Source organism: Comamonas testosteroni, from assembly GCF_014076415.1.
Classification (GTDB): Bacteria; Pseudomonadota; Gammaproteobacteria; order Burkholderiales; family Burkholderiaceae_C; genus Comamonas; species Comamonas testosteroni_F.
On the sequence record NZ_CP043568.1, the window covers coordinates 769,743 to 796,284 of the forward strand.

The 26,542-nt window shown below is 64.3% G+C and carries 19 protein-coding genes; 6 read left to right on the plus strand and 13 right to left on the minus strand.

Going from position 1 to position 26,542, the window contains the following annotated elements; all coding sequences use genetic code 11:
- Window positions 1-196: 196 nt before the first annotated feature.
- Window positions 197-2,767 carry a cyanophycin synthetase gene (gene cphA, locus F0P97_RS03455; protein ID WP_182285628.1) on the minus strand — a complete coding sequence of 857 codons (2,571 nt, stop codon included), beginning with the start codon at window positions 2,765-2,767 and terminating at the stop codon, window positions 197-199.
- A 95-nt stretch (window positions 2,768-2,862) separates the two neighbouring features.
- Entirely contained in the window at window positions 2,863-5,043 is a 2,181-nt protein-coding gene (gene cphA, locus F0P97_RS03460) for a cyanophycin synthetase (RefSeq protein ID WP_182285629.1), read from the minus strand.
- A 225-nt stretch (window positions 5,044-5,268) separates the two neighbouring features.
- Between cphA (F0P97_RS03460) and F0P97_RS03465 the strand changes: the two genes are divergently transcribed.
- The 3 genes from F0P97_RS03465 to F0P97_RS03475 all read left to right on the plus strand — a co-directional run bounded on the left by F0P97_RS03465 (window position 5,269) and on the right by F0P97_RS03475 (window position 8,697).
- Window positions 5,269-7,566, plus strand: a complete 2,298-nt coding sequence (locus tag F0P97_RS03465) for an ABC transporter ATP-binding protein (RefSeq protein ID WP_182285630.1) — start codon at window positions 5,269-5,271, stop codon at window positions 7,564-7,566.
- Window positions 7,563-8,054, plus strand: coding sequence for a DUF1854 domain-containing protein (locus tag F0P97_RS03470; protein WP_182285631.1), 492 nt, complete (start codon window positions 7,563-7,565; stop codon window positions 8,052-8,054). Before F0P97_RS03465 ends, F0P97_RS03470 begins: the two co-directional genes overlap by 4 nt.
- 205 nt (window positions 8,055-8,259) lie before the next feature.
- Window positions 8,260-8,697 (plus strand): hypothetical protein, encoded by a 438-nt coding sequence (locus tag F0P97_RS03475; protein WP_182285632.1) that lies wholly within the window; start codon window positions 8,260-8,262, stop codon window positions 8,695-8,697.
- A gap of 66 nt (window positions 8,698-8,763) precedes the next feature.
- Here the strand turns inward: F0P97_RS03475 and F0P97_RS03480 are convergent, their stop codons facing one another.
- The 4 genes from F0P97_RS03480 to gspF form a co-directional block, all read right to left on the minus strand.
- Entirely contained in the window at window positions 8,764-9,231 is a 468-nt protein-coding gene (locus tag F0P97_RS03480; protein WP_182285633.1) for an EF-hand domain-containing protein, read from the minus strand.
- 71 nt (window positions 9,232-9,302) lie between these two features.
- Complete coding sequence (locus F0P97_RS03485) at window positions 9,303-10,220, minus strand: 5'-nucleotidase (protein WP_003074223.1); 918 nt, start codon at window positions 10,218-10,220, stop codon at window positions 9,303-9,305.
- Window positions 10,221-10,281: 61 nt separating this feature from the next.
- The gene (locus F0P97_RS03490) at window positions 10,282-11,484 is read right to left on the minus strand and encodes an ammonium transporter (RefSeq protein WP_182285634.1); all 1,203 of its coding nucleotides are present in this window, start codon (window positions 11,482-11,484) and stop codon (window positions 10,282-10,284) included.
- A 131-nt stretch (window positions 11,485-11,615) separates the two neighbouring features.
- Entirely contained in the window at window positions 11,616-12,839 is a 1,224-nt protein-coding gene (gene gspF / locus F0P97_RS03495; protein WP_182285635.1) for a type II secretion system inner membrane protein GspF, read from the minus strand.
- Between the two features lie 160 nt (window positions 12,840-12,999).
- Between gspF and F0P97_RS03500 the strand changes: the two genes are divergently transcribed.
- Entirely contained in the window at window positions 13,000-13,749 is a 750-nt protein-coding gene (locus F0P97_RS03500; protein ID WP_182285636.1) for an SDR family NAD(P)-dependent oxidoreductase, read from the plus strand.
- Window positions 13,750-13,821: 72 nt separating this feature from the next.
- On the opposite strand, the gene F0P97_RS03505 is transcribed toward F0P97_RS03500, so the two are convergent.
- The gene (locus F0P97_RS03505; RefSeq protein ID WP_182285637.1) at window positions 13,822-14,478 is read right to left on the minus strand and encodes a glutathione S-transferase family protein; all 657 of its coding nucleotides are present in this window, start codon (window positions 14,476-14,478) and stop codon (window positions 13,822-13,824) included.
- A gap of 93 nt (window positions 14,479-14,571) precedes the next feature.
- Window positions 14,572-15,261, minus strand: coding sequence for a helix-turn-helix transcriptional regulator (locus F0P97_RS03510; protein WP_182285638.1), 690 nt, complete (start codon window positions 15,259-15,261; stop codon window positions 14,572-14,574).
- A gap of 273 nt (window positions 15,262-15,534) precedes the next feature.
- Between F0P97_RS03510 and F0P97_RS03515 the strand changes: the two genes are divergently transcribed.
- Window positions 15,535-17,961: a penicillin acylase family protein gene (locus F0P97_RS03515; protein WP_182285639.1), complete on the plus strand. Its 2,427-nt coding sequence runs from the start codon at window positions 15,535-15,537 to the stop codon at window positions 17,959-17,961.
- Window positions 17,962-18,051: 90 nt separating this feature from the next.
- Here F0P97_RS03515 and F0P97_RS03520 read toward each other — a convergent pair whose 3' ends face one another.
- The 3 genes from F0P97_RS03520 to F0P97_RS03530 all read right to left on the minus strand — a co-directional run bounded on the left by F0P97_RS03520 (window position 18,052) and on the right by F0P97_RS03530 (window position 21,434).
- A complete protein-coding gene (locus F0P97_RS03520) occupies window positions 18,052-19,050 on the minus strand; it encodes an LLM class flavin-dependent oxidoreductase (protein ID WP_182285640.1) in 999 nt (332 codons plus the stop codon).
- A gap of 45 nt (window positions 19,051-19,095) precedes the next feature.
- Window positions 19,096-19,380, minus strand: a complete 285-nt coding sequence (locus F0P97_RS03525; RefSeq protein WP_003058824.1) for a hypothetical protein — start codon at window positions 19,378-19,380, stop codon at window positions 19,096-19,098.
- 101 nt (window positions 19,381-19,481) lie between these two features.
- Window positions 19,482-21,434: a hypothetical protein gene (locus F0P97_RS03530; protein WP_182285641.1), complete on the minus strand. Its 1,953-nt coding sequence runs from the start codon at window positions 21,432-21,434 to the stop codon at window positions 19,482-19,484.
- A 170-nt stretch (window positions 21,435-21,604) separates the two neighbouring features.
- Here F0P97_RS03530 and F0P97_RS03535 point away from each other — a divergent pair, with 170 nt between their 5' ends.
- Window positions 21,605-22,783, plus strand: coding sequence for a helix-turn-helix transcriptional regulator (locus F0P97_RS03535; protein WP_182285642.1), 1,179 nt, complete (start codon window positions 21,605-21,607; stop codon window positions 22,781-22,783).
- Window positions 22,784-22,786: 3 nt separating this feature from the next.
- Here the strand turns inward: F0P97_RS03535 and F0P97_RS03540 are convergent, their stop codons facing one another.
- Both F0P97_RS03540 and gspD read right to left on the minus strand, forming a co-directional pair.
- Window positions 22,787-24,148: a GspE/PulE family protein gene (locus F0P97_RS03540; protein WP_182285643.1), complete on the minus strand. Its 1,362-nt coding sequence runs from the start codon at window positions 24,146-24,148 to the stop codon at window positions 22,787-22,789.
- Window positions 24,149-24,161: 13 nt separating this feature from the next.
- On the minus strand, window positions 24,162-26,540 hold the full coding sequence (gspD, locus tag F0P97_RS03545) for a type II secretion system secretin GspD (protein ID WP_182285644.1): 2,379 nt from the start codon (window positions 26,538-26,540) through the stop codon (window positions 24,162-24,164).
- Window positions 26,541-26,542 lie beyond the last annotated feature (2 nt).

Consider the following 26,542-nt stretch of genomic DNA (forward strand, 5'->3'; position numbering starts at 1 on the left):
GCTGTGACTTCAATGACAAAACCCGGCGCAAGGCCGGGTCGGTATGGAGGTGCCGAGGGTTCATGCACGGCTCCTGGGCTGGAACATGGGCACTTGCTCAAGCGAGAGATGGCAGGCAAGAGCCTGGCCGGCCGCGCCGCCTCGCGGCGAGGCCCTCGTCCCCCTCAGGGGGAAGGCGCGTCAGCGCCTCAGGGGGTCACTGTCCATTCACATGCTTGCGCAGATGCTCCAGAGCTTCTTCCACCTGATCCACCAGCACCAGGCACAGGTCGCCGGGCTGCAGGCGGGCCAGGGCATGGTCGATGGCGAGGAACTCGCCATGGATCTCTGTGCTGTAGCTGGTGCGCGGCGCGCCTTCCAGGCCCTTTTTCAGCAGGGCCAGCACTTCGCCATCCACGCGGCCACGTTGGCAGGCGTCCTGATAAAGCACCACATCATCGAACACCTTGCCCAGAATCTGGGTCTGTTCGGTGATGTCCTGGTCGCGGCGATCGCCGGCGCCCGAGATCACCACGCTGCGGCGCTTGGCAGGCATGGCTTCCACGGCCTGGGACAGCGCGCGAATGGCGTCCGGGTTGTGGCCGTAGTCGGCAATGATGGTGGCGCCCTTGTAATCCATCACGTTGAAGCGGGCAGGGGCGTTGTCGCTGTCGTTGAGGAAGCCGGCCAGACCGCGGCGGATGGTCTGCCAGGGCAGGCCGGCCGCCCAGGCGGCGCCGATGGAGGCCATGACGTTTTCCACCTGGAAGGTGATGGTGCCGTTGCGGGTCAGCGGAATGTCGCGCAGCGCGATGCTCTCGCGCCAGGAACCTTCTGCAGCCACGATGGCGTCGCCATCGACATAGACCACGCGGCTGCCCTGGGCACGGTGCGTGGCCATGACGGGGTGGTGGCGGTCTGCGGCAAAGAAGATGACCTTGCCGGGGCAGACATGGGCCATGGCCGCGACCAGCGGATCGGCGGCGTTGAGCACGGCATAGCCCGTGGGAGCCACGTTCTGCACGATGACGCGCTTGAGCACGCCGACATCTTCCTTGGTGGTGATGAAGTTCAGACCCAGATGGTCGCCTTCGCCCACATTGGTGACCACGGCGACCTGGCAGCGGTCAAAGCCCAGGCCTTCGCGCAAGATGCCGCCGCGTGCGCATTCCAGCACGGCTGCATCGGTCTCGGGGTGGGCGAGGGCGTTGCGCGCACTCTTGGGGCCGGAGCAGTCGCCGCTGTCGATCTGGCGGCCGTTGACGTACACGCCATCGGTGTTGGTCATGGCAGTGCGCCAGCCATGCGAGGTGAACAGATGGGCGATCACGCGCGTGGTCGTGGTCTTGCCGTTGGTTCCGGTGACGGCGACCAGGGGGATGCGGCCGTCATCACCGGGCGCGAACAGCTCGTCCACCATGGGCACGCCCACATTGCGGGGACGGCCGAAGGAGGGCGCCAGGTGCATGCGCAGGCCTGGAGCGGCGTTGACTTCCACAATGCCGCCACTTTGCTCTTCCAGGGGCTTGAGCATAGTTTCGCAGACCACGTCCACACCGCAGATATGCAGGCCTATGGTCTGTGCGGCCTCGATGGCGCGGGCGGCGATTTCGGGGTGCACGTCATCGGTCACGTCGGTGGCGCTGCCGCCGGTGGACAGATTGGCGTTGTTGCGCAGCACCACGCGCTGGCCCTGGGCGGGCACGCTGTCAGGCGTCAGGCCTTCGCTGGCGATGCGCGCGATGGCGATATCGTCCAGACGCACCTTGGTCAGCGCCGTGCCGTGGCCCGAGCCGCGGCGGGGGTCCTGGTTGACGATGTCCACCAGCTCGCGGATGGTGTGCTGGCCGTCGCCCAGGACCTGGGGGGGCTCGCGGCGAGCGGCTGCCACCAGCTGGCCGCCAACGACCAACAGGCGGAAGTCGTGACCGGGCAGAAAGCGCTCGACCATGATTTCATCGCCGAACTCTCTGGCAGTCTTGAAGGCGGCCTCCAGCCCTTCGCGGGTGGTGATGTTCACCACCACGCCCTTGCCCTGGTTGCCGTCCTGGGGTTTGACCACCACGGGAAGTCCCACTTCCTGGGCCACGGCCCAGGCGTCTTCCACGTCGGTGACGGGGCGGCCCATGGGCACGGGCACACCGGCTGCATGCAGCAGGCGCTTGGTCAGGTCCTTGTCCTGCGCAATGGATTCGGCCACGGCGCTGGTGGAGTCCAGCTCGGCGGCCTGAAAACGGCGCGCGCGCGAGCCCCAGCCCAGCTGTACCAGCGAGCCGGTGGTCAGGCGACGGAAGGGAATGCCGCGCGCTACGGCGGCATCGACGATGGCGCCGGTCGAGGGGCCGATGCGGTCGTCCTCGTCCAGCTCGCGCAGCTCGGCAATCGTTGCGTCGGCATCGAAGGCGGTGTCCTTCAGTGCGGCCTGAATCAGGGCTTCGGCACGCTCCATGGCCAGCTTGCCCACGGATTCCTCGGTGTACTCGACCACCACCTGGAAAGTGCCGTGATCCACGGTCTCATGGGTGCGGCTGAAGGTGACTGGGCAGCCTGCCTGGGCCTGCAGCGAAAGGGCGGCGACTTCCAGCACATGGGCCAGCGACAGGCGCTGGTCTGCGCCGTGCGGCTGCAGCGTGCCGATGGTGGGGAAACGCGCACGCAGCTTTTCTTCAAAGCCGGGCATGGCGGTGTACAGCAGCTCGCTGTCTTCGCAGTGCACGATGGCTTCGATGGCGGTGCTGCGGGTCCAGAGGTTGGGGCCGCGCAAGGCTCGGGTGCGAGTGATCTGCATAGTGTTTCTTTCAGCTGGATTTCAAGCTATTTCTTGGTTTGACGCTTATCTGATAAGCGTCAGCAGCTATATCTGTTGAAGCGTTTATGAGGCAATCAGGCCTGGTATTCAAAGGTCTTGATGCCGGCGCCGATCAGCTCGGGCGTGATGTCCAGGGCCCAGGCGGTGGCAATCGCAGCCAGCAGTGCCGAGGTGTCGGGGCGCTTGCCGCCGGCCAGGGACAGGGCATCGAGCGTGCCCAGCACGCGTTCCTGGGTGCCGGTGGCCAGCACCACGCTGTTGCCCTTGATGAAGACGGCGCGGCCGCCTTCGTGACGGGCTTCGGTGTTGGCGCGGTGGGCGGCGACAAATTCGTTGTCGGCGCTGGTGGCGTACAGAATGACTTCGCCGTCGCAGAGCTCGGCCAGATCGGCCACCTCGGGCAGGTCGGCGTTGAGCACGCCTGCACCGTCGTCCAGCACCACGTCGATCTGGGTGCGCATCACGCGGCGCATCTGGCCGGGCTCCAGCACATCGTGATCGGCCAGTTGCTCGTAGCCGTCCATGTCGGTGACCACGCCGACCAGGCAGCGGTCATAGGCCAGGCCTTCTTCCAGAATGGAACGGGCCGTGGTCTGGATGACGGCGGCTTCGGCCAGACGGTTGGTCAGCAGGCGATGGGCACCGGCCCAGTTGGCGGTATTGGTCTTTTGTGTCTGGCGATTGGCGAGGAACATGCCTTCGCCGCTGGCCACGCCGGTCAGCTTGCCCGACAGCTGCAGCAGCCAGCCGACCAGGCGCGAGATGAAGGCGTTGTTGCGTGTGCCCACAATGCCGACCACGGGGATGCGACCGGCGCCGGCACCGTCTTCGCGGGGGAAGAGATGGTCGGCAATGGCCATGCCCACGGGGCGCGGTGCGCCGCTGGTGGGCTTGAGGTGCATCAACAGGCCGGGGCCGGCGTTGACTTCCAGAATCGCTCCCTGGCCCTGCATGGGCTTGGAGACATCCTTGAGGATCATGTCCATGCCGGCAATGTCCAGGCCGACGATCTTGGCGGCCAGCACGGCGTAGTAAGCCACGTCGGGGTGCACGTCGTCCAGGCAGTCGATGGCCATATTGCCATTGCGCTGCAGCAGCACGCCCTGACCCTGGGGAATCACGCTGTCGGGCGTCACATGCTGGCGATTGAGTTCCAGCTTGACGGCGCCGGCTTCCAGATTGATCCAGTCCAGCGGGTATTCCTGCTCGGGACCGCGGCGCGGGTCCTGGTTCAGCACTTCCACCAGCTCGCGCAGCGTGGCATTGCCGTTGCCGTAGACGGAAACCGTCTCGCCCTTGGTCGCTGCCACCACCTTGCCGCCCACGACCAGCAGGCGGTGCTCGACGCCGTCGATGAATTTTTCGACGATCACGTCCGAGCCTTCGGGCTGGGCCAGTGCAAACGCGGCCTTGATGTCCGCTTCCTTGGACAGCTCCAGGGTCACGCCACGGGCATGGTTGCCGTCCGAGGGCTTGACGGTGACGGGAAAGCCGATGTCCTGCGCCACTTCCCAGGCTTCCTCGGGGCTGGCCACGATCTGGCCTTCGGGCACGGGAACGCCGCAGGCGGCCAGCAGGCGCTTGGTGAAGTCCTTGTCCTGGGCAATGCCTTCGGCGATGGCGCTGGTCTGGTCGGACTCTGCCGTCCAGATGCGGCGCTGCGCTGCGCCATAGCCCAGCTGCACCAGATTGCCGTCGTTCAGGCGGATATGGGGGATGCGGCGCTCGCTGGCGGCATCGACGATGCAACCGGTCGAGGGGCCCAGGTAGCGGTCGTTGATGGCCGTCTTGATGGCATGCACGGCGGGCTTGAGGTCGAACGCCTCGTCATTGATGGCCGCCATCAGCAGCTTGTGCCCGTATTCCAGCGCCACGCGGGCCACGGCCTCTTCGGGGCAGCGGAACACCATGCGGTACACGCCGCGCCTGGATATTTCTCGGGTCTGACCGAACTCGGCGGGCATGCCGGCCAGGTTCAGCAGCTCGATGATCACATGTTCCAGCACATGGCCCATCCAGGTGCCGCCTTCCAGGCGCTGGATGAAGCCACCGCGCTCGCCGACGCCGCAGGTGTGCTCGATCAGGTCGGGCAGCCAGCTGGTCAGGCGCTCGTTGAGGCCGGGAATCTTGTTGGACGGATAGTCTTCCAGCTCTCCCAGATCCAGCCAGACCTCCAGTACCGGGCGGTAGGTCCAGACACTGGGGCCACGCAGGAAAGTTGTGCGCAAGAGTTGGATGTCGTTGAATTTCGCCATGTTGATCAGCGGATAGGAATGAGGAGAGCAGGTTTTCTTAAACTCCTGCCCCTGATAGGTTGGCATTGTGCGCCCAGAATCTGCATTGTGAAGCTTGTCAGCCTAAATGCAGGTTCGCGCGTTAACCAGGGTATATCGGACGTCAGGCGCAGCCATATTCACCATGCCGATGCGGTTGCCCGCATGACTCTTGGAGCCGCCATCGGCGGAGAAAAATAACTCAACATGCAACATCACCATACTGTGGACGCCTCGGCAGTCTTTGCCGGCCCCCTGGGGGGCGAGCTGCGAGCCAGGCTCGCTGAACATGAAAACGTATTAGCCGTCGTCCCGGTTGACCTGAGTGCGGATTTGCAGTTCGGCAGCGGCCTGCTGGCCCTGACCCAGGAGCGTCTGCTGGCCTGCGATCCCGAGACCCGGCAGTGGCGTGAATGGGCTCTGGCGGTAGATCAAAGCCTGCGCCTGCAGGATCATGGCGGTGTGGGCAACCTGGAACTGCATGACAGGAGCGCGCGTCTTGCGCAGTGGCTGATCACGCTGAAGCACCAGACCTCCATGCTGCAGCTGATGCAGCAGTTCGACCGCCAGCGCGAGCGCATCGCCCGTCAGGAGGTCTATAGCGCGGTCAGCGATGAGGATGTGGCGCATTGCCCGGTCTGCCACTCGGTGCTGCCGCCCGATACCGAAGAATGCCCGGCCTGCGCACGCCAGCAGGCGCCCCAGACCTCCACCTGGGTGCTGCTGCGCCTGTGGCGTTTTGCCAAACCCTATCAGGGCCAGCTGCTGCTGGGCTTCTTGCTGACCCTGGCCACCACGGCGGCCCAGTTGGTGGCGCCTTATCTGACCATCCCGCTGATGGACAAGATCCTGATTCCATTCCAGAACGGTGAAAAAATCGACCGGGATCTGGTTTTCTTCTATCTGGGCATGCTGCTGCTGTCGGCGCTGCTGGCCTGGGCATTGGGGTGGGGGCGTACCTTCGTGCTGGCCAAGGTGTCCGAGCGCATAGGCTCCAATCTGCGCACCACCACTTACAACCACTTGCTGAACCTGTCGGTGGATTACTACGGCAGCAAGCGCACGGGGGATCTGATGGCGCGTATCGGTGCCGAAACCGATCGCATCAATCTGTTTCTGTCGCTCAACGCACTTGATTTTGCGACCGATGTGCTGATGATCGTGATGACATCGGCCATCTTGTTCTCCATCAATCCCTGGCTGGCGCTGGTCACGCTGGTGCCGCTGCCCTTCATTGCCTGGATGATCCATACCGTGCGCGACCGCCTGCGCACGGGCTTCGAGAAGATAGACCGCGTCTGGTCCGAGGTGACCAATGTGCTGGCCGACACCATTCCCGGTATCCGCGTGGTCAAGGCCTTCGCCCAGGAAAAGCGTGAAGCCGACCGCTTTGCCGACGCCAACCTGATCAATCTGCAGGCCAACGACAAGGTCAACAAGACCTGGTCGCTGTTTACCCCCACGGTGACGCTGCTGACCGAGGTCGGCATTCTGGTGGTCTGGGGCTTCGGCATCTATCTGGTGGCCGGCGGCTCCATCACGGTCGGTGTGCTGACCGCCTTCATCGCCTATATCGGCCGCTTCTATACCCGCCTGGATTCGATGAGCCGCATTGTCTCGGTCACGCAGAAGGCGGCGGCCGGTGCCAAGCGTATCTTCGATATCCTCGACCATGTCAGCAATGTGCCCGAGCCCAGCAACCCCGTGAAGCTGCCCGGCAAGGCCAAGGGCGCCATCACCATGGAGGATGTGGGTTTTCGCTACGGCAGCCGTGCCGTCATCAAGCATCTGAACCTGGAGATCAAGCCCGGCGAGATGATCGGCCTGGTCGGTCACAGCGGCTCGGGCAAGAGCACCCTGGTGAATCTGATCTGCCGCTTCTACGACGTCTCCGAGGGCTCCATCCAGCTCGATGGCGTGGACGTGCGCCGCATGTCCGTGTCCGACTACCGCAGCAATATCGGCCTGGTGCTGCAGGAGCCCTTTTTGTTCTTCGGCACGATCGCCGAGAACATTGCCTATGGCAAGCCCGACGCCACGCGCGAGGAAATCGTGGCTGCGGCGCGTGCCGCCCATGCCCACGAGTTCATCCTGCGCCTGCCCCACGGCTATGACTCCCTGGTCGGCGAGCGCGGCCAGGGACTGTCGGGTGGCGAGCGCCAGCGCATTTCCATCGCGCGTGCGCTGCTGATCGATCCGCGCATCCTGATCCTCGACGAAGCCACCTCGGCCGTGGATACCGAGACCGAAAAGGAGATCCAGAAGGCGCTGGACAATCTGGTCCAGGGGCGCACCACGATCGCCATTGCCCATCGTCTGTCCACCTTGCGCAAGGCCGACCGTCTGGTGGTCATGGATCGTGGCGAGATCGTCGAAGTGGGTCCGCACGACGAGCTGATGGACCTCAAGGGCCATTACTTCCGTCTGTACGACGCGCAGGCGCGCCGTGCCGAAGAGGATGCGCAAGCGGCCGGCCTGAAGTTGCAGACCAAGGAACCCCAATGATCGAAGCTCCCCAATCCAATCTGAACGGCATGCAGCTGGTGCGCAACGCCCATGGCCGTCTGGTGCTGACCCTGGGCAACGGCCTGGTCTACGAAGCGGTGGTTCCCGTGCGTGCATTTCCCATCGCGGCGCCTGCCGAAGGGCTGTCGCTGATCGCCGCCGATGGCAAGGAAGCGTTGTGGGTGGCCCGCATGGCCGACCTGCAGCCCGAGCATCGTCAGCTGATCGAGCAGGACCTGGCAGTGCGGGAGTTCGTGCCGACCATAGAGCGCATCCTCAAGGTCTCCAGCTTTTCCACTCCCAGCACCTGGGATCTGCAGACGGATCGCGGTGCTACGCAGATGGTGCTCAAGGCCGAGGAAGACATCCGCAAGCTGGCCGGGCGTACCAGGCTGCAGATCACGGGCCAGGATGGCGTGCAATACCGGATTCCCGACAGCGGCAAGCTGGACCGGCATTCGCGCAAGCTGCTGGAGCGTTTTCTGTAAGCCGCGCAGCACAACGATTTCGAGGGTCTCGTATGAACGCGAGTCCCTTTTTTGTATCAAATTGCGCAGCGGTGCTTGATATATATAGACTAATAGCTATCAAAACAGGATTGAAAATAATCCTACAGTTTTCTCAAGCGTGGCCGATAACAGGGCGAGATAGCTGTTTTTCCGCCTGCACCTTTTTACTGCCGAGGGCCAAGCCATGCAAATTCCACCTCTAGACCGGACACAGACGCCCTGGCGTACCCAGGGTGCGGATTTGTACTCCACAGGGGCTTCGGGCGCCGCGCCGGTGCGCCCCGTAAACGCCGTGAATGCCCCAGAGTCTGTGGACAAGATCGGCGAGGGCCGCACGGTGCGCGAACCGGAGAAGCCATCGGCTCCCGACACCGAGAACCGTGACTGGACCCTGGCCGAGGAGATCAAGCAAAAGGAAGAGGTGGAGGAGCCGCCCAAGGAGCCTATCTCCAAGCAGCTGATCGAGTTCATCCAGTCCATGTGGCGCGCCAGCGCCCAGGCGGTGGAACAGGCGCAGGAGACCAGCAAGTCGGAAGATCTGCTGCAGAGCAAGCAGACGGCACGCAATGAGCCGCTGACTTATTCCGAGCCCAGGGTCAAGCGTAGCGGCAACGCCAAGTAAGGCGTTTGCTTTGATTTTGAGAGCTGATTGCGCTTGATATTCAAGCGCTTCAGCTATTTTTATATCTTATTTGCTTTCAGGGCCTGCGCTATAAGCTTCTGATTTGTGAGCGTCGTCCTTGGCCGGCGCAGCAGCCACGGCGTCGGCGGCCTTGGCCTTTTCACGCGCTGCACGGTACTTGACGGCAAAGGCGCGCACTTCCTCATAGGTGACGAAGCCGTCCTTGTTGGTGTCGGTTTCGTCAAAGGCGGCGGCCAGCTTGGGGATGATGGCCACTTCCTTGCGGCTGAGCTTGCCATCCTGATTGAAGTCCAGCATCTTGAATTGCTGCTGGGCCTTGATCTCGCCCTTGGAGAGCTGGGTTCCCTGTCTTTCCCCGATCTTGTCGCCGGCGGTTTCTTCGGCGCGCACCGTGGGCAGCAGCAGCACGGCGCTGGTCAGCAGCACGCCCATGGCGGTCTTCATGACCGAGCTGCTGCGCGCGACGATGGGGTGTTTCTTGGCTTTTGACATAGCGATATAGATGAGGGCCATGACGGCATTCTCAACCTCCGGCCCGTCGCACTTTCAAAGTTTTGCATTCGCTTGCCGGACTTTGCCAAGCTTTACGTAGGCAGAGCCGCCTTGTCATGGGCAATGCCGCTGCGCACATGGCCCGAGGGAACATGTCCGGCCGCATTGCGCACATGGCCGGTCTGGTCGTCGAAGAAGAAATCGGGCTCGAACTCGCGCAGAAAACCGCCCTTGGCCAGTCCGCCGAGGAACATGGCCTCATCGACATCGATCTTCCAGTCCATCAGCGTATTGAGTGCGCGCTCATGGGCCGGGGCGCTGCGCGCCGTGACCAGGGCCGTGCGCACGCGCATGCCGGCTACATCGGCCTGCTGCAGCCGGTGCAGGGCCGCCAGCAGGGGCTTGAACGGGCCTTCGGGCAGCGGCTGGGCGGCTTTCTCCAGCTCATGCTGCTGGAAAGCCTCCAGGCCCTGGGCCTGGAAGATGCGTTCGGCCTCGTCGGAAAACAGCACGGCATCGCCGTCGAAAGCGATGCGCACTTCGCGGGGATGGCTGCTGCTGGCGCGCATGGAGTCGGTGAACACATGGGCGGCCGGGTAGCCCAGCTGCAGTGCCTGGGTCACGTCATCGGCATTCGCTGACAGAAACAGCTGGGCTCCCAGCGGGCGCAGATAGCCGAAAGGGTCGCGCCCCTGGGTGAATACGCCGCGCTGTATGGAGTGCAGGCCGTGGGCCTTTGCCGAGCGGAAGACGCGCATGCCGCTGACGGGGTCGTTGCGCGAGAGCAGCACCACTTCCACATGCTGCTGTCCTTCCGTGTTGAAGGCCAGCAGCTTCTTGACCAGCGAGAAGGCCACGCCGGGTGCGGCAGGCACGTCCAGCCGCTCGCGCTGCAGGCGCAGGTAGCTCGCCGGGTCGCTGTCCTCGAAGAGGCGGTTTTCCTCCTCGAAATCGAACAGGGCTCGCGAGGAGATGGCGACGACGAGCTTGTCGTTCAGGGTCATGGCCATGGCGGTACGGCTTCAATCGGATGTGCAGACAAGCTCTGATGATACGCAGGCCGCCGCGCCCTCACCAGTTGGCTTCGCGCTCGGGCGTGGCACTGATGTGGTGAATGGACAGATCGGCTCCGTCGAATTCCTGCTCCTGGCTCAGGCGCAGCCCCATGGTCTTCTTGAGCAGGCCGTAGACCAGCAGGCCACCGAGGGCCGCCCAGGCCACGCCCATCAGCGTGCCTATGAGCTGGGCCAGCGGATGCACGCCGCCAAGCCCGCCCAGTGCCTGCGTGCCGAAGATGCCCGCCGCAATGCCACCCCAGGCGCCGCACAGACCGTGCAGCGGCCACACGCCCAGCACATCGTCGATCTTCCATTTGTTCTGCGTCAGCGTGAACATGAAGACAAAGATGGCGCCGGCGGCGGCCCCCACGACCAGCGCCCCCAGGGGGTGCATCAGATCCGAGCCCGCGCAGACGGCGACCAGGCCGGCCAGCGGGCCGTTGTGCACAAAACCCGGGTCGTTCTTGCCCACGGCCAGGGCTGCCAGCGTGCCGCCCACCATGGCCATCAGCGAGTTCACGGCGACCAGACCGGAGATCTTGTCCAGACTCTGGGCGCTCATCACATTGAAGCCGAACCAGCCCACGATCAGAATCCAGGCGCCCAGCGCCAGGAAGGGAATGCTGGAGGGGGGCGTGGCGGCAATCGCTCCGCCCTGGCGGTAGCGATTGCGGCGCGGGCCCAGCAGCAGCACGGCGCCCAGGGCGATCCAGCCGCCCACGGCATGGACCACCACGCTGCCGGCAAAGTCGTGGAATTCGGCGCCGGTCAGCGCCTTGATCCAGGCCTGCACGCCGAAATGCTGGTTCCAGGCAATGCCCTCGAAGAAGGGGTAGATCAGGCCCACGATCATGGCCGTGGCGATCAGCTGGGGCCAGAACTTGGCGCGCTCGGCGATGCCGCCCGAGATGATGGCGGGAATGGCGGCCGCGAAGGTCAGCAGAAAGAAGAACTTGACTAGGCCATAGCCGTTGAGTGCCGTCAGCTGCTCGGCGCCCACGAAAAAGTGCGTGCCGTAGGCCACGCCATAGCCGAGAGCGAAATAGACCACGGTGGAGACCGAGAAGTCGACCAGGATCTTGACCAGGGCATTGACCTGGTTCTTGCGGCGCACGGTGCCCAGTTCCAGGAAGGCGAAACCGGCGTGCATGGCCAGGACCATGACGGCGCCCATCAGAATGAACAGGGCATCCGCGCCCTGTTTTAGTGCTTGCATGAAAACGCTCCAGCTGAAATTTGCTATTTATTGGTGCGAAATTGCGGAAAAAACCCGCAATGCACTAAAAGAAAGCAAGAATTGCGCCAAGCTGGAGTGGGTGCTTCCGCACCGTTGCGGGCGCGGCCGGCCTATTTGACGAACTGGTTGAGCTGGATGATGGGCATGAGCACGGCCAGCACGATGAGCATGACCACCAGTCCCATGACGACGATGAGCAGCGGCTCGAGGATCGTGGCCAGGTGCATGGCACGGCGCTGGACCTCGGTGGACAGCTGGGTGGCGGCACGCTGCAGCATCAGCGGCAGCTGGCCCGTCTGCTCGCCCAGCCGGGCGAACATGGCGACCAGGCCCGGAAAGCGCTTCTTCTGAGCCAGGGCCGAGGCCAGTGGCGCGCCTTCGCGCACCAGCACCAGCGCATCCATGGCATCGGCGCGCAGGGCGCGGTTGTTCAGCGTCTCGGCCGCGGCCTGCAAGGCCTTGAGAATGGGCACGCCCGCTCCGGCCAGCATGGCCAGCGTGCCGGCAAAGCGCGCCGCGTTATAGCTGCGCGAGAGCCGGCCTATGAGCGGCAGACGCAGCCACTGGGCATCGAAGCGCTCGCGGAATGCCTCGTTCCTGAGAGCCAGCCGAAAGCCCACGGCAGCCAGCAGCACCACGGCCAGCATGAACCAGCCGTAGTGGCGCACAAAGTCGCTGATGCCGAGCATGACCACGGTGAGAAACGGCAGCGCACGCTTGGTGCCGGCAAACACGCCGGCCACCTGCGGCACCACATAGCTGACCAGAAAGATCACGATGACGATGGCCACCAGCGTCACGATGGCCGGATATAGCGAGGCGCCGATAAGCTTGGACTGCAAGGCCTGGCGCGCCTCCAGGTCGTCGGCCAGGTTTTCCAGCACCGGACCCAGGCTGCCGCTGGATTCTCCGGCGCCGATCACGGCGCAGAAGATATCGGAAAACTCGCGTGGATGCTGTTCCAGCGCCCTGGCAAAGCTGGAGCCTGCATTGACCTCTGCCCGCAGCGCTGCAACCAGCTGATGCTGGCGTTCGTCCTCGGCTTCCTCGGACAGAGCGGCCAGTGCGCGTTCTATGGGCAGGCCGGAGCTGACCAGGCCCGAGAGCTGGCGGGTCCATACCGCGAGGCTGGTGGAGTTGAAGACCGGGCGCGTGAACCATCCGGAAGCGCCGGTGCGGCCCTGGCCCTTGCCTGCGGCGACGGGCTCGACCTGCAGCGGCACCAGGGCCTGGCTGCGCAGTTGGCTGCGCGCGGCACGGGCGTTGTCGGCTTCCAGGGTGCCCTTGCGGGTCTGGCCCTGGGCATCCAGGGCTTCAAAGGTAAAGGCGGGCATGCGCGAATCGATCTGACGGGTGAGGGGTTGGTGCAGATGGTAGCGACTAATGATGTCAGCACTTCGGCGTTGGGGAGAGCGAACCCGGCTTGATGCAGGTCATGGCTGCCGCGGGTGAGGTCGGCACAATGGTCTGCCGATTCAAGAATGCGAGGTTTTGATGCTCAAGGACAAGGTTGCATTGGTGACGGGGGCTGCATCCGGCATAGGCCGTTGTGTGGCGCTGACATGGGCCCGGGAAGGCGCGCGGGTGGTGCTGGCCGACCTCAACGAGGAGCAGGGCCAGGAGACCGCGGCCCTGGTGCGAGAGCTGGGTGCCGAGGCACAGTATCTGCGCGCCGACGCCGGCAGCCCGGCGGATCATGAAGCGCTGGTGGCCCTGACCATGCGCCACTTCGGCAGGCTGGACGTGGCCTGCAACAACGCCGGCATCGGCGGAGCCAGCGCGCCAACCGCCGACTATCCACTCGATGCCTGGGAGCAGGTGCTGCGCGTCAATCTCTCGGGTGTCTTCTATGCCTGCAAATACCAGATTGCCGCCATGCTGCAGGGCGGTGGTGGCTCCATCATCAATATGGCGTCCATCCTCGGTGCCGTGGGCTTTGCCAACTCTGCGGCCTATACGGCGGCCAAGCATGGCGTGCTGGGCCTGACCAAGGCGGCGGCACTCGAATATTCGGCCCGGGGCGTGCGAGTCAATGCCGTGGGGCCGGGCTTTATCCAGACCCCCATGATCAGCGGTCTGGAGCAGGACCCGGCCACGCATGCGGCGCTGGTGGCGGCCCACCCCATGGGACGCCTGGGCCAGCCTGAGGAGATTGCCGAACTGGTGGCCTGGCTGGCCAGTGACCGCGCGTCGTTTGTGACGGGTGCTTATTACCCGGTCGACGGCGGTTACCTGGCACGCTGAGTGGTTTGCAGCGGTTTGCTATAGGTTTTGATGGCCCTGCTCTTGACGGACGGTCGCTGCGGGCCAAAACCTTTAAACGACTGGCGCCATGGCTGCGGCTTGCATATCGCCGTCGATCTCGTCGGCGCGCACCGAGGCTGCACGCTGCAACAGCGGCGTGGCATAGGCCTCGAATTCGGGCCGTCTGGGCAAGCTGCCGTCCATCATGCTCCAGCCGATATAGCTGGCCAGATACAGATCGGCGGCCGTGAAGTGGTCGCCGCAGACATAGCGTTTGCCGGCCACCGCATGCAGCAAGGTGTTCAGCACATCGTCAAAGCGGCCAAAGCCCGCGCTCATGGCCTGCTGATGCGTTTGCGATTTCAGCCAGCCTTCGTTGCGGGCGGTTGTGACGGCCTCCACCGGCCCGGCGACAAAGAACAGCCAGCGAAAGTAGCTGGCGCGCTCCGGGCTGCCCATCGCCGGGGCCAGTCGTTTCTCGGGGAAAAGCTCGGCCAGATAGGCAAGGACGGCTCCGGTCTCGGTGACCACGGCGTCGCCATGCTGCAGCGCCGGGACCTTGCCCATTGGGTTGATGGACAGGTACTCGGGCGACTTCATCTCGGGTCCGAATTCCAGGTCAACGGTTTCATAGTCGGCACCGCACTCCTCCAGCATCCAACGCACCATGCGGGCGCGTGATCTGGGGTTGCTGAAAAAGCGCAGCTTGGGCTGGTGAGGTGTGGACATTGCGGTTCTCCTTGGCGGGCTGTTGTGACATGGCAAAAACGCCATGCAGCCAATGTAGAGACCGGGGCTGACAGTTTCTGTCAGCAGTGCCGCTCAATCCAGCGTGTAGCCGGTTTCTTCCAGCCAGCGCTGTATCAGGGCCTGACGTCGCTGTGGATAGCGTTCGCCCAGATCTTCGAGCGCGTCCACGCGGTCGGCGCGAAAGTGACGAAAGGCTTGGCGCAACTCGCACCAGGCAGAGACCACGCGGCTGCGCTCGAAGTAGGCCATGGCAAACGGCCAGACCCGGCGCTGGCTCGGCACGCCATGCTGGTCCCGGTAGTGCAGCACGACCTTGTGTTCGGCGCGGATGGCGCGGCGCAGCGCGGCCTGCCAGGGCTCGGCCGGAGGGTCTGTCTGCATATTGGGAACCAGCAGGCCGCTGGTGTCGACGGCGATGCGCAGCTCCAGAGGCAGTGCCGAGCGTATGCGGTCCATGGCGGCGGTGGCGGCCTGGGCCAATTGCGGATCGGCTTGCAGGCTGGCCCAGCGCGCGCCCAGCAGCAGTGCCTCCAGCTCGTCGGCGTTGAACATCAGGGGCGGCAGCAGAAAGCCGGGCCGCATCTCGAAGCCTATGCCGGGGTCGCCCAGAATGTCCGCGCCCTGACTGCGCAAGGTGGCGATGTCGCGGTAAATGGTGCGCAGGCTCACGTCCAGCGCCTGGGCCAGTTGCGGCCCGGTCTGTGGCAGACGTGCACGGCGCAGGGCATCCAGCAGCTGCAACAGGCGGGCGGAACGACTCATGGCGTGGGCTTTCTTGGCTATCGACGGTTTGTGGAACTGCCGGAGTTCAGGACAGAGATGGGCTGCAAGGATCATCTCGATGGTGCCCCGCGCGGAGAGCGGATCACAGCGCTGAGCAGCGGCCTGCGCGGGCAGTGGAGGCTGAGGGAAGTATGCAGGCCGCAGAAGAACCATTGGGAATTTACCCCGGGTCTGAAGATTTTGTAACACCTAAGATGGTTTGTTGAATGGCACGGTCGTGCTATTCCTCAAAACGACAACGGAGACAATTTCATGCCCATTCATCGAGTCGGGTACGCACGGTACCTCGCCCTTTCTTCAATTGCCGCCGCCGCAGCCTTGCTGGCAAGCTGCGGCGGCTCGGATTCACCTGTGAAGCCGCCAGAGAGCAAGTTCAGCGCCGAGATCCGGCGCACCACAATGGGTGTTCCACATATCAAGGCCAAGGACTGGGGCTCCCTGGGTTACGGCGTTGGGTATGCGCAGGCGCAGGACAATCTGTGCACCATCGCCGATTCGATGCTGACCTACCGCGGCGAGCGTTCCCGCCATTTCGGCGGCGAAGCCCTGGCGGTCTACAACAGCACCATTGCGCAGCCGCGCAACATCGACTCCGATTTCTATTTCCGGCAGGTGATTTCCGACGAAAACATCGTCGCCATGGAGGCCGCACAGCCCGAAAAGCTGATCAGGATGGTGGAGGGCTTCGCTGCCGGCTACAACCGCTATGTGAAGGAGGTGAAGTCGGGTCAGTCAAAGGCCAATGCCGCCTGTGGTTCACAAGACTGGGTACAGCCCATCACGGCCGACGATATATGGCGCCGTGCCTATGCAGCAGGGCTGGCTGGCGGATATGCCAATTTCGTGGCGGCGATCGCCAATGCCCAGCCGCCGGTGACCAAGACGGCGAGCGCCAAGTCGGCAAGCCTGCAATTGGCAGCCATGAAGGCGCCCGAACTGCAGGTCGGCGGTAAGGCCGGTATCGGCAGCAACGTGTACGGCTTCGGCACCACCGGCACGGCCGGAGACAGTCCACTGCTGTTCGGCAACCCGCACTGGTACTGGAAGGGGCCAGATCGTTTCTATCAGATGCAGCTCACCATCGACGGCGAGGTGGACGCGAGTGGCGCGGCCTTCCTGGGCCTGCCCATCGTGCAGATCGGCTTCAACAACAACGTGGCCTGGAGCCACACGGTGTCCACCGCACGGCGCTTCGGTTTCTTCGTGCTGGGCCTGGATCCAAAGGATCCTACGCGCTACATGATGGACGGCCAATCCGTGCCGATGACAGCCAAGGATGTCACCATCGGCGTGCGCAATGCCAATGGCGGTGTGGATCAGGTCACGCGCACAATGTACCAGTCCGAGCATGGCCCCATCGTCAATCTTGCAAGTCTCAATCCGGCCATGGGCTGGACCGCGCAGAGCGCTGTCGCCATCCGCGACATCAATGCCGGAAACTACCGCACGCTGCGCACATGGATGCGCTGGAACCAGGCCAAGTCGTTGGACGAGTTCACCCGGATCCAGCGTGAAGAAGCGGCGATTCCCTGGGTCAATACGGTCGCCGTGGGCAGGGACAGCAAGCAGGCCTGGTATGCCGATCTGGGCGCGGTGCCGAATGCACCGGATGCGCTGCTCAAAACCTGCACGACGCCGTTCAGTGCCGCCGCAGCTGTGGCGCTGCCGCGCGTGCCGGTCTTGAGCGGTGCGAGCGCGGCCTGCAAGTGGGTGACCGATACCGATTCGGTGCAGGCCGGGGCCATCGGCGTGAGCCGCATGCCGACGCTGATGCGTGAAGATTACGTGGGCAATATGAACGACAGCTACTGGCTGAGCAATGTGAATCAGCCGCTGACGGGCTTCCCGGCGATCTTCGGACAGGCGGGCACGCAGTCGCAATCGCTGCGCACCCGGCTCGGCCATACCATGGCCGTGCAACGTCTGGCAGGCTCCGATGGCTATGCAGGGAAATCTGCCACCAGCGAGATCGTGCGCCAGATGGTGCTGGATAGCCGGGTGCAGTCGGCGCAGTTCAAGGACCAGATCCTGGCGCTGGTTTGCGGATCCAGCGCCAGTGGGGATCGTGCTCCGGCCTGTTCTGCACTGGCCGCGTGGGATGGCAAGGGATCGAAGACTTCGACCGGCTCGCATGTGTGGGATGAGTTCTGGACGAACCTGATCGCGCTGTCCGTGCCCGAGGCCACGCTCTACAAGGTTCAGTTCAATCCGGCGGATCCGCTCAATACACCGCGGGATATCAACCCCGCAGCGGCGGCGCAGATCGGCAAGGCATTCGATGCCGCAGTCGCCACGGTCAAGGCCAGCGGCATTGCGTTCGACGCAGCGCGCGGCAGCGTGCTGTACGTGACGCGCAGCGCGCAGCGCCTGCCGCTGTTTGGCGGTTGCAGTGCGGTGGGCTACTTTACCGTCGATTGCTCGCAGGCGGCGCTGAACCAGGCAGGCTACGCGATGGACAACCAGCCGCACGGCAATTCGTACATGCAGGTGGTCTCCTTTCCGAAGGGCGGAGTCGACGCCTACACCTTCCTGACTTTCTCGCTGTCCGACGATCCGGCTTCGCCACACTACGGCGACTACACCCAGGCTTACAGCGCACAGCAGTGGCTGAAGGTGCCGTTCACGGAAGCCGAGATTGCCGCCAACCCGGAACTGGTGAAGATGCAGCTGTCCGAATGAGCCGTATGGCGGTGTGCAGGTGACCGCCTGCCACCTCATGTCTGAGGATATATCGCCCCGTGCCTTGCGCCGGGGCGATTGCCTTGGGCTTTACCGGAACGCGCCAGCCGTGATTTCCAGGCTGCGCAGGCGCAGAGCGGCGTCGAACACATCACTGACCATCATGAACTCGTCGGCCTGGGTTTCATCGGCCAGCTTTTGCAGGCCTTGGCGCACGGTATCAGGCCCGCCGACAACACCCACGGCCAGAAAGTCGCCGATGGCCGACTGGGCACGCGGGTCCAGTTGTTCCCAGAAGTTCTCCACTGGTGGCATGAGGCGGCTGCGGTTACCCGTCAGAATGCCCAGCACGCGCTGGTAGGTGCTGCTGGCCAGGAACTGGGCTTCTTCATCGCTGGGCGCCGCAATCACAGGCACGCCGACGATGGCATAGGGCTTGGCCAGTGTGGCGCTGGGCTTGAACGTCTGACGATAGATGGCCAGAGCCTGGTGCAGCATGCGCGGCGCAAAGTGCGAGGCAAAGGCGTAGGGCAGGCCCAGGTGCGCGGCCAGCTGGGCCGAGAACAGGCTGGAGCCCAGCAGCCAGATGGGCACATGGGTGCCGGCACCGGGCATGGCGATGATGCGCGCACCATCCTGGTCGTCGCCCAGCAGGCGCTGCAGCTCCTGCACATCGCGGGGGAAGTCTTCCTCGGTCTCCACACGGTCGCGGCGCAGCGCACGCATGGTGGGGCCGTCGGTGCCGGGCGCGCGGCCCAGGCCCAGGTCGATGCGGCCCGGGTAGAGCTCGGCCAGCGTGCCGAAGGCTTCGGCCACCACCAGCGGTGCATGGTTGGGCAGCATGATGCCGCCCGAGCCCACGCGAATCTTCTGCGTGGCGCCTGCGATGTGGCCGATCAGCACGGCCGTGGCCGAACTCGCAATGCCCGGCATATTGTGGTGCTCGGCCAGCCAGTAGCGGGTGAAGCCCAGCTTTTCAGCCTGCTGCGCGGTGCGCACGGCAATCTGCAGAGCATCGGCCACCGTTCCGCCTTCGCGCACGGCGACCAGGTCCAGCATGGACAGCTTGACGTTGTTCAGGGATTTCATGGCGATTGATCTTTATGGTTTTGATAGCTTGCAGCGTTTTCTGGGTCAGCGCTTGCGGCCGATTTCACGTCCAAAAACAATGCCGACCAGCACGCCCCAGGCCAGCAGCACGGCTGCCATGGCGTAGTAGGTGCTGCCAGCCTGCATGGCGAATACCGAGCCCAGCAAGGCCACCAGCGCCGCCATGCGGATCACGCGGCGCAACTGGTCCACGGGCAGACGGGCCTTGAGGTTGAACAGCACGGCGAGGCTGATGACAGCCAGGGCGATCAGCAGCAGAAACAGATCGCCGCCATAGGGCTGGACGGAGGTGCGAAGGTTTTCAAGCATGGCAACGATTCTGGCAAAGGCTCAATGACCGCTGCTGGCTGAGGCCATGCATGAAAAAAGCCCACCGAGAGGTGGGCTGTGCAGCCAGGCGGGGCCTGGTATCAGTTCAGACCGAGGGCGGCAAGCAGCGCATCGGCGGCCGTGCCATTGAGCCGCTGCTGATTGCTGACCATCTGCTTGTCCCGATAGCCGACATAGGTGATGCCGCCGCGTTCGACGAACAGGCGGTAGTTCTGAAAGTTGCTGACATTGAGCTGGGTGGGCTCCTGCGTGAAGCGCAGCACCTTGGCATCCGCCTGGGTGGCGATGCTGTAGTTGCTGACCAGGATGGTCTTGCAGGTGGACACTCCGTTGATGAACAGGGTCCGGTTGTTGGGCAAGGTGCTCATATCGCCCTCGCATTCATAGAAGCGCGCGCGCTGCTCGCCGCCGTTCTCGAAACCCACCATATAGCGCTTGTAGGCAGCGCTGCCATCGGGCTTGAGATAGTCGCGGCGGCTGACCAGCACGCGCGAGTTGTTGCCGTGCACATCGGCGGCCGAGATGTTGGGCGCGAAGTCGCCGGCGTTCCAGGCGATGAACTCCGCAAGCGTCGCGCTGCGCCAGGTGCTGGAGTCAGGGTTGTTGGGGGCGTCGACACGGGCAATGGTGGCGCGGTTGCCGTTGTTGCTCAGGTAGTAGTCGCTGCCGCCCAGGTCGGTGACGGTGCGATAGCTGAGCGTGGAGCCGCTGGGGAAGGTCGTGTCGGCGGGAACCTGATCGGGTCTGGGGCCCCAGTTGGCAAAGCTGCCATCGGCCGCGTCCTGCCAGGGGGCGGAACGGATTTCGGTGACGATATCGCGCATCTTCAGGCCGGCGATATTGCGCACGCTCTGCTTGGCTCTGCTGGCCAGGCTCTTGCAGTACAGGGATTCGGTCTCGCCGCTGGTGAGACTGGTGACCTGCTGCACGAAATCGGTGGGACAGGCAAACCATTCGCTGCCCGTCCAATAGACCTGCGGCCGGGTCCAGGGCTGCTCCTGGCCGCCGACCACGCGCTCGCGGAATTCCGTGAAATAGCGTTTGCCGTTGGCATCGGGCGTGTTCTGTTCGGCCGTGGCTTCGAAGGCGCGAATGTAGTAGTTGCTGGTGTCGGTAAAGCTGAGCCAGCGCAGCTGAGTGCTCGGCGCGGGGCCGCCGGCCTCGGGGCTGCTGGATTGCGACTGCATGGCTGCGATCAGGCCCACATTGCCGGCCGTGACGCCCGAAGCGCCGGCAACTTGCCGGGCGGCGGTTTCCATGGCGGATTGCTTGTCCTTCATGGAGGTGCTGGTGTCGCTGAGGGTGGGGTTGTCCAGCACGGCCGTGGCCAGTGTTTGCAACTGCTGCAGCAGCACGCTGTTGACGGCGGCATTGAGCTGCACCGAGGTCAGCGGCGCGCCGTCGACGCCTGTGGCACCGGCCGTGTTGGTGAGCTGGGTCTGGGTGGTCACCACGATCAGACGCGCCATGGTGGCGGCCAGCTTGCCGGCGTTGCTGCCGTCCTGGGTGAAATCCGCCAGCGCCGAAGTGCCCAGGCCCAGCTGGCTCTGGATGGCAGCTGCCGCATCGCTGGTGCTGCTGCCCGTGGCCTGGCTGTGTGCCTGGACCAGGGTGCTCAGCGGGCTGACGACGCCAGGCTGATCGGCGGGCGCTCGCAACATGAAGGCCACGGGAACGGCGCCGGTGTCGGCATCGACGGAGTCCCTGGTGACCAGGGCCAGAATCGGGTACTTGCCCACATCGGACTCGGGCACTTCCAGGCTGGCCTGACCGGAGGCATTGGTGACGGCACTGGGTTCTCCACTGTCACAGCTGCCGTTGTCATTTCTGTCCAGGCAGACCTTGACGTTCTGCAGGGCTCCGTCGATCACGGTGGTGGAGACCGAGGTGGTGGCGGGTGCCGGAGCGGGCGATGGTGCGGGAGAAGCGCTGTCGCTGCCGCCGCCGCAGCCGGCAATGGAGGCAATCAGGACCAGGGCGCCCAGGGACACTGAGCGGCGGATGAAGGGTGTGGTGGTGGGTGCTTGTGACATGACAGCCTTTGCTTGAGAGTGGTTGCCTTGTTTGTAAGCACTTGTTGTCGCGAAAACATCACCAAAATGGGTGAAGGGTTTGCAGTGATTTCAAAGTGTGAGTAAATGAAATAAATCCCCGGCGAAGGGCCATCAGGCGCTTGCTGTGGCGAGCCTTGGAAGGGGGCTCTATGGCGGTAGCGCATCTGTCTTTGATGTTGCAGGAGAGGGTTCCTGCATTGATAGCGGCCATCTACGAGTCGGCGCTGGAGCCGGCTCGCTGGCAGGGCTTTCTGGCCTTGTTCGGTGCGGCCCTGCGTTCGCCGGCCAGTGTGATCTGGGCCAACGACTTCGCGCAGCGGACGGTGGATCTGGACGGGGGCTTCGGCACTTTCGGCGCCAGCCAGGGCTTTGCCGCCGCCGAACTCGAAAGCTTTGCCGAGCACTACTGCCAGTGCAATGTCTGGCTGCAGGACCAGAGCCTGCATAGACCGGGCACGGTGGTGAATTCCTCCACCCTGTTTCCCGACCGGAGCCTGCCGGGTACCGAATGGTATGGCGACTGGCTGCAGCCTCAGGATCTGTTCTATTCCTGCGCGGCCGTGGTCGACAACCAGCACGATCGCTCGTTCAACATCACCGTCGTCAGGCCGCATGCGGTGGGTGCCTACAGCGCCGAAGAGCTGGGCCTTGTGCAGCAGCTCATGCCGCATCTGCAGACCGCGTTTGCGATGCACCGACGCCTGTACCGCACCCAGGCATTGCTCAATGCATCGCTGTCCGTGCTGGAGGATCTGCCGCTGGGCGTGGTTCTTCTGGACGAACATGCGACCGTGATGCATGCCAGCACACGGGCCCTGCGCCTGATGGAGCAGAGCCAGCTGATGTATCGCGGGGCCGATGAGAGCCTGCATGCCACCAATGCCGCAGACCAGCGCTGGCTGCACAAAGCCATGCGCGACTGTGTGGCCACGGGGCTGGGCAAGGGGCAGCAGCACGGGCGGGCCAGCCGCTTCACAGGGCTGGCCGGACAGCAGTTGCAGGTCATGGTGTCGCCGCTGCCCGTGCACAGCAGCCCCTATGGCGAGCGCAGCGCCGCCATGCTGCTGATCAGCGATCCGGCGCTGAGCATTCCCTCGCTGCAGGAGTTGCTGCGCAATCTGTACCGGCTCACGCTGGCAGAGGCTCAGCTAGCCCAGGCGCTGATCAATGGCTGGACCCTGCAGGAGTTCGCCGAGAGACAGGGCCTGTCCATCCATACCGCGCGTTCGCAATTCAAATCGGCGGCGGTCAAGGTCGGCGTGGGGCGGCAGGCCGATTTCGTGCGGGTGCTGCTCACGGGTCCTGCCATGTTGCGCTGGCGCGAGTGAGCCTCAGTCCCGCGTCACGCGCATGACCTCGGCCTGGGTGGTGATGCCTTCGCGAACCAGGCGTTCGCCATCCTCGCGCATCAGCTGCATGCCTGCCGCCATGGCGGTCTCGCGGATCTCGGCCTCGCTGGCCCCGCGGTGGATCTGGGCGCGAATGGCATCGTCCACCGTCAGCAGCTCGAAGATGCCGGTGCGGCCCCGGTAACCGCTGGGCTCGCTCTGGTCGACCTTGCGTACCAGGCGCTGTGCCAGCACTCCCAGCAGCGAGGAGGACAGCAAAAAGGGCTCGACCCCCATGTCGATCAGCCGGGTGACGGCGCTGGGTGCGTCGTTGGTATGCAGCGTGGCCAGTACCAGGTGGCCGGTGAGCGAAGCCTGGATGGCGATCTGCGCGGTTTCGAAGTCGCGGATTTCGCCGATCATGATCACGTCCGGGTCCTGACGCAGCAGGGCGCGCAAGGCCTTGGCAAAGGTCAGCTCGATCTTGGCATTGACCTGGGTCTGGCCCACGCCGGCCAGCTCGTATTCGATGGGGTCTTCCACCGTCATGATGTTGCTGTGGCTGGCATCCATGCGCTGCAGCGCGGCGTAGAGCGTGGTGGTCTTGCCCGAGCCCGTGGGGCCGGTGACCAGCACGATGCCGTGCGGCTGCGCCGTGAGATGGGTGAAGCGCCTGAGCGTCTCGCCGCCCATGCCCACGGCTTCCAGGCTGAGCTTGCTCTCGCTCTTGTCCAGCAGACGCAGCACGGCGCGCTCGCCGTGGGCACTGGGCAGAGTGGAGACGCGCACGTCAATGGCTCGCGTGCCCAGGCGCAGGCTGATGCGGCCGTCCTGGGGCAGGCGTTTCTCGGCAATGTCCAGGTCGGCCATGATCTTCAGGCGGCTGATCAGGGCGGCGTGCAGGGCGCGATTGGGTTGCACCACCTCACGCAGATCGCCGTCCACGCGAAAGCGCACGCTGGAATGGCGCTCGTAGGGCTCGATGTGGATGTCCGAAGCACCGTCGCGCGCCGCCTGCGTGAGCAGGGCGTTGAGCATGCGGATGATGGGGGCGTCGTCCGCGGTTTCCAGCAAGTCTTCCACGGCTGGCAGCTCCTGCATCATGCGTGTCAGATCGGCATCGGACTCGACTTCGCTGACCACCATGGCCGCGCTGGAGTCGCTTTGTGCATAGGCCGCGCTGATGCGGTGGGCCAGCGCGCCGCTGTCCAGTAGTTGCCAACGCTGCACCGCATGCTTGCGCTGCACTTCGGAGATGGCCGACCAGTCGGGTTGCGGACCATGCCAGAGCACGGGCTCCTGGCCGTCATCCTCGATCAGCAACTGGCTGCTGCGGGCAAAGCCATAGGGCAGGGGGTAGCGCATGCGTGGCCTTCGCTTACAGAGTGCCTGGAGGCAGGGTGGCGGGCGTCGCAGGCGTCACGGTCACGGGCTGGCCGTTCACCGTGGGCTGGCCCGGGCGCGTGAAGTCCACGATCTCGGGCTTGGCTCCGGGAACGATGGCCACATTGGACGCGCTTGACTGTGCAGCGCCGCTGGATGCGGGCAGCAAGGGCGCTGCATTGACATTGCGCATCAGCAGATTGGGGTCGGGCTGCACGGTTTGCTGCATGCCGCGAATGGACTCATAGCGGTCCTGCGAAAGCTGGCTGGTGGAGTTGGCGTCGCGCAGCACGGTGGGGCGCAGAAACACCATCAGATTGGTTTTCTTGCGCGCGCGGCTGGTGTTGCGGAACAGATTGCCCAGCAAGGGAATGTCGCCCAGCAGCGGCACGCGTTCCTGGCTCTGGCTGTATTCGTCGGCAATCAGGCCGCCCAGCACCACGATGGCACCGTCCTCGACCAGTACGTTCGACTCGATGGAACGCTTGGTGGTGGTGGCGCCGGACTGGGCGTTGGCTGTGCCCTGCTTGACTGCCGAGTTCTCCTGGTAGACGGCCATCTTGATGGTGCCGTTCTCGTTGATCTGCGGACGAATCTTGAGCAGCGTACCCACGTCCTTGCGTTCATAGGTGGTAAAGGGATTGACCGAGCCCGAGGTGCCCGCAGTGTTGGTATAGGAGCCCGTGGGGAAGGGGACGTTCTCGCCCACCATGATGCTGGCCTCCTCGTTGTCCAGCGTCATCAGATTGGGGGTGGAGAGGATGTTGGTGTCGCCGTCGCCCTGCATCAGGTTGACCAGGGCGCCCAGGCTGGTGTTGCCGTTGACGTTCTGGGTGAAGCCCAGGTTCATCCCCTTCATGCCGCCGATCGCCGAGGCCTGGCTGTCGGTCAGGGGCGTGCCGTTGACCAGATTGCCAACGGCCCCCGACAGGCCGAAGATGTTGGAGATGCCGCTGATGGAGGTGCCGTTGCCGAGCACGCCCAGCACGCGGCCGTTGTTGCGGATCACCGAGCTCCATTGCACGCCGAGCTGGGCCGCCTTGTCGGCGGAGACTTCGACAATCAGGGCTTCGATCAGCACCTGTGCGCGGCGGCCGTCGAGCTTGTCGATGACGGTGCGCAACTGACGGTACAGCGGGCCGGGGGCGGTGATGATCAGCGAGTTGGTCGTGGGGTCGGCCTGGATCATGCCGCCCGTGGAGGGTTGCTGGGCGGTGCCGAAACGGGAGCTGGGGCCGCTGTTGCCGCCGCCCAGGCCTACGGTTGCGCTGCCGTCCGTGCCGCGTGAAATCACGGGCTGGGAGCTTGCTGCATTGGTGGTCGAGCCGGCGGCTGCCGTCATGCCCGGCTGGCCACCCAGTGCGGTGCTGGCACTGGTCTGGGCATTGATGGCGGCACGCAGCGTGGCGGCCAGAGACACTGCGTCGGCGTTCTTGAGATACACCACATGGATATTGCCGTCGTCACCATTGCCCGTCATGGCCGGCTGGTCCAGACGCGCGATCAGCGAGCGGATCAGCGACAGCTTGGCCGGGTTGGCCGCACGGATCAGCACCGAGTTGCTGCGCGGCTCGGCCAGTATGGAGGTGCGGAAACTGGTGTCCGCCTGGCCTGTTGCCGCGCCGGCTCCTGCCTGGATCACGCCGCCGGCGGTGGCAGAGCCACCTTCCATCAGGCGATTGACCAGGGCCACCATATCGGCGGCCACGGCATGGCGCAGCGAGATGACTTCCACATCGGTGGCGTTGGAGACATCGGTGCTGGCGATGATGCGCGAGATGCGCTGCAGATTGTCGGCGTAGTCGGTGATGATCAGCGAGTTGTTGCCGGGGTTGACGTTGATGGTGTTGTTGGGGCTGATCAGCGGCCGCAGCACGGGCACCAGATTGTTGGCGTTCTCGTAGTTGAGCTTGAAGATCTGAGTGACGATCTGTCCGCCGCCCTGGCTGGCGCGTCCGCCCTGTCCCACGGAGACCTCGCTGGACTGTAGCTTGGCATCGGCTTCTGGAATCACCTTGAACAGTCCTGCCGACTCCGTCACCGTGAAGCCCTGCATGCGCAGCGCCGCCAGATATTGCTGGTAGGCCGTGGCAGGCGAGACGGCCTTGTCGGTCAGCAGCGTGATCTGGCCCTTGACGCGCGGATCCACCACCACGTTGCGATTGGTGATAGCGGCCATGGCGCGCGACACGGCCTCGATATCGGCATTGGTGAAGTTCAGCGTGACCGGCTCGCCGGGTCGCAAACTAGGAGTGGCATTCGCTTGTCCACTCTGGGTTTGAGCATGAATTGGTGCTGAAATGCAGACGGCAAGCGAGGCAACAGCTATCGAATGCAGTGTGTTTTGCCAGGCGGTGCGTGAACGCTGAGTCATGG

Excerpts from the sequence above, each read along its gene's own strand:
- cphA (WP_182285628.1), bottom strand. The coding sequence starts at position 2,767 with ATGCAGATCACTCGCACCCGAGCCTTGCGCGGCCCCAACCTCTGGACC.
- cphA (WP_182285629.1), bottom strand. The coding sequence starts at position 5,043 with ATGGCGAAATTCAACGACATCCAACTCTTGCGCACAACTTTCCTGCGT.
- F0P97_RS03465 (WP_182285630.1), top strand. The coding sequence starts at position 5,269 with ATGCAACATCACCATACTGTGGACGCCTCGGCAGTCTTTGCCGGCCCC.
- F0P97_RS03470 (WP_182285631.1), top strand. The coding sequence starts at position 7,563 with ATGATCGAAGCTCCCCAATCCAATCTGAACGGCATGCAGCTGGTGCGC.
- F0P97_RS03475 (WP_182285632.1), top strand. The coding sequence starts at position 8,260 with ATGCAAATTCCACCTCTAGACCGGACACAGACGCCCTGGCGTACCCAG.
- F0P97_RS03480 (WP_182285633.1), bottom strand. The coding sequence starts at position 9,231 with ATGGCCCTCATCTATATCGCTATGTCAAAAGCCAAGAAACACCCCATC.
- F0P97_RS03485 (WP_003074223.1), bottom strand. The coding sequence starts at position 10,220 with ATGGCCATGACCCTGAACGACAAGCTCGTCGTCGCCATCTCCTCGCGA.
- F0P97_RS03490 (WP_182285634.1), bottom strand. The coding sequence starts at position 11,484 with ATGCAAGCACTAAAACAGGGCGCGGATGCCCTGTTCATTCTGATGGGC.
- gspF (WP_182285635.1), bottom strand. The coding sequence starts at position 12,839 with ATGCCCGCCTTTACCTTTGAAGCCCTGGATGCCCAGGGCCAGACCCGC.
- F0P97_RS03500 (WP_182285636.1), top strand. The coding sequence starts at position 13,000 with ATGCTCAAGGACAAGGTTGCATTGGTGACGGGGGCTGCATCCGGCATA.
- F0P97_RS03505 (WP_182285637.1), bottom strand. The coding sequence starts at position 14,478 with ATGTCCACACCTCACCAGCCCAAGCTGCGCTTTTTCAGCAACCCCAGA.
- F0P97_RS03510 (WP_182285638.1), bottom strand. The coding sequence starts at position 15,261 with ATGAGTCGTTCCGCCCGCCTGTTGCAGCTGCTGGATGCCCTGCGCCGT.
- F0P97_RS03515 (WP_182285639.1), top strand. The coding sequence starts at position 15,535 with ATGCCCATTCATCGAGTCGGGTACGCACGGTACCTCGCCCTTTCTTCA.
- F0P97_RS03520 (WP_182285640.1), bottom strand. The coding sequence starts at position 19,050 with ATGAAATCCCTGAACAACGTCAAGCTGTCCATGCTGGACCTGGTCGCC.
- F0P97_RS03525 (WP_003058824.1), bottom strand. The coding sequence starts at position 19,380 with ATGCTTGAAAACCTTCGCACCTCCGTCCAGCCCTATGGCGGCGATCTG.
- F0P97_RS03530 (WP_182285641.1), bottom strand. The coding sequence starts at position 21,434 with ATGTCACAAGCACCCACCACCACACCCTTCATCCGCCGCTCAGTGTCC.
- F0P97_RS03535 (WP_182285642.1), top strand. The coding sequence starts at position 21,605 with ATGGCGGTAGCGCATCTGTCTTTGATGTTGCAGGAGAGGGTTCCTGCA.
- F0P97_RS03540 (WP_182285643.1), bottom strand. The coding sequence starts at position 24,148 with ATGCGCTACCCCCTGCCCTATGGCTTTGCCCGCAGCAGCCAGTTGCTG.
- gspD (WP_182285644.1), bottom strand. The coding sequence starts at position 26,540 with ATGACTCAGCGTTCACGCACCGCCTGGCAAAACACACTGCATTCGATA.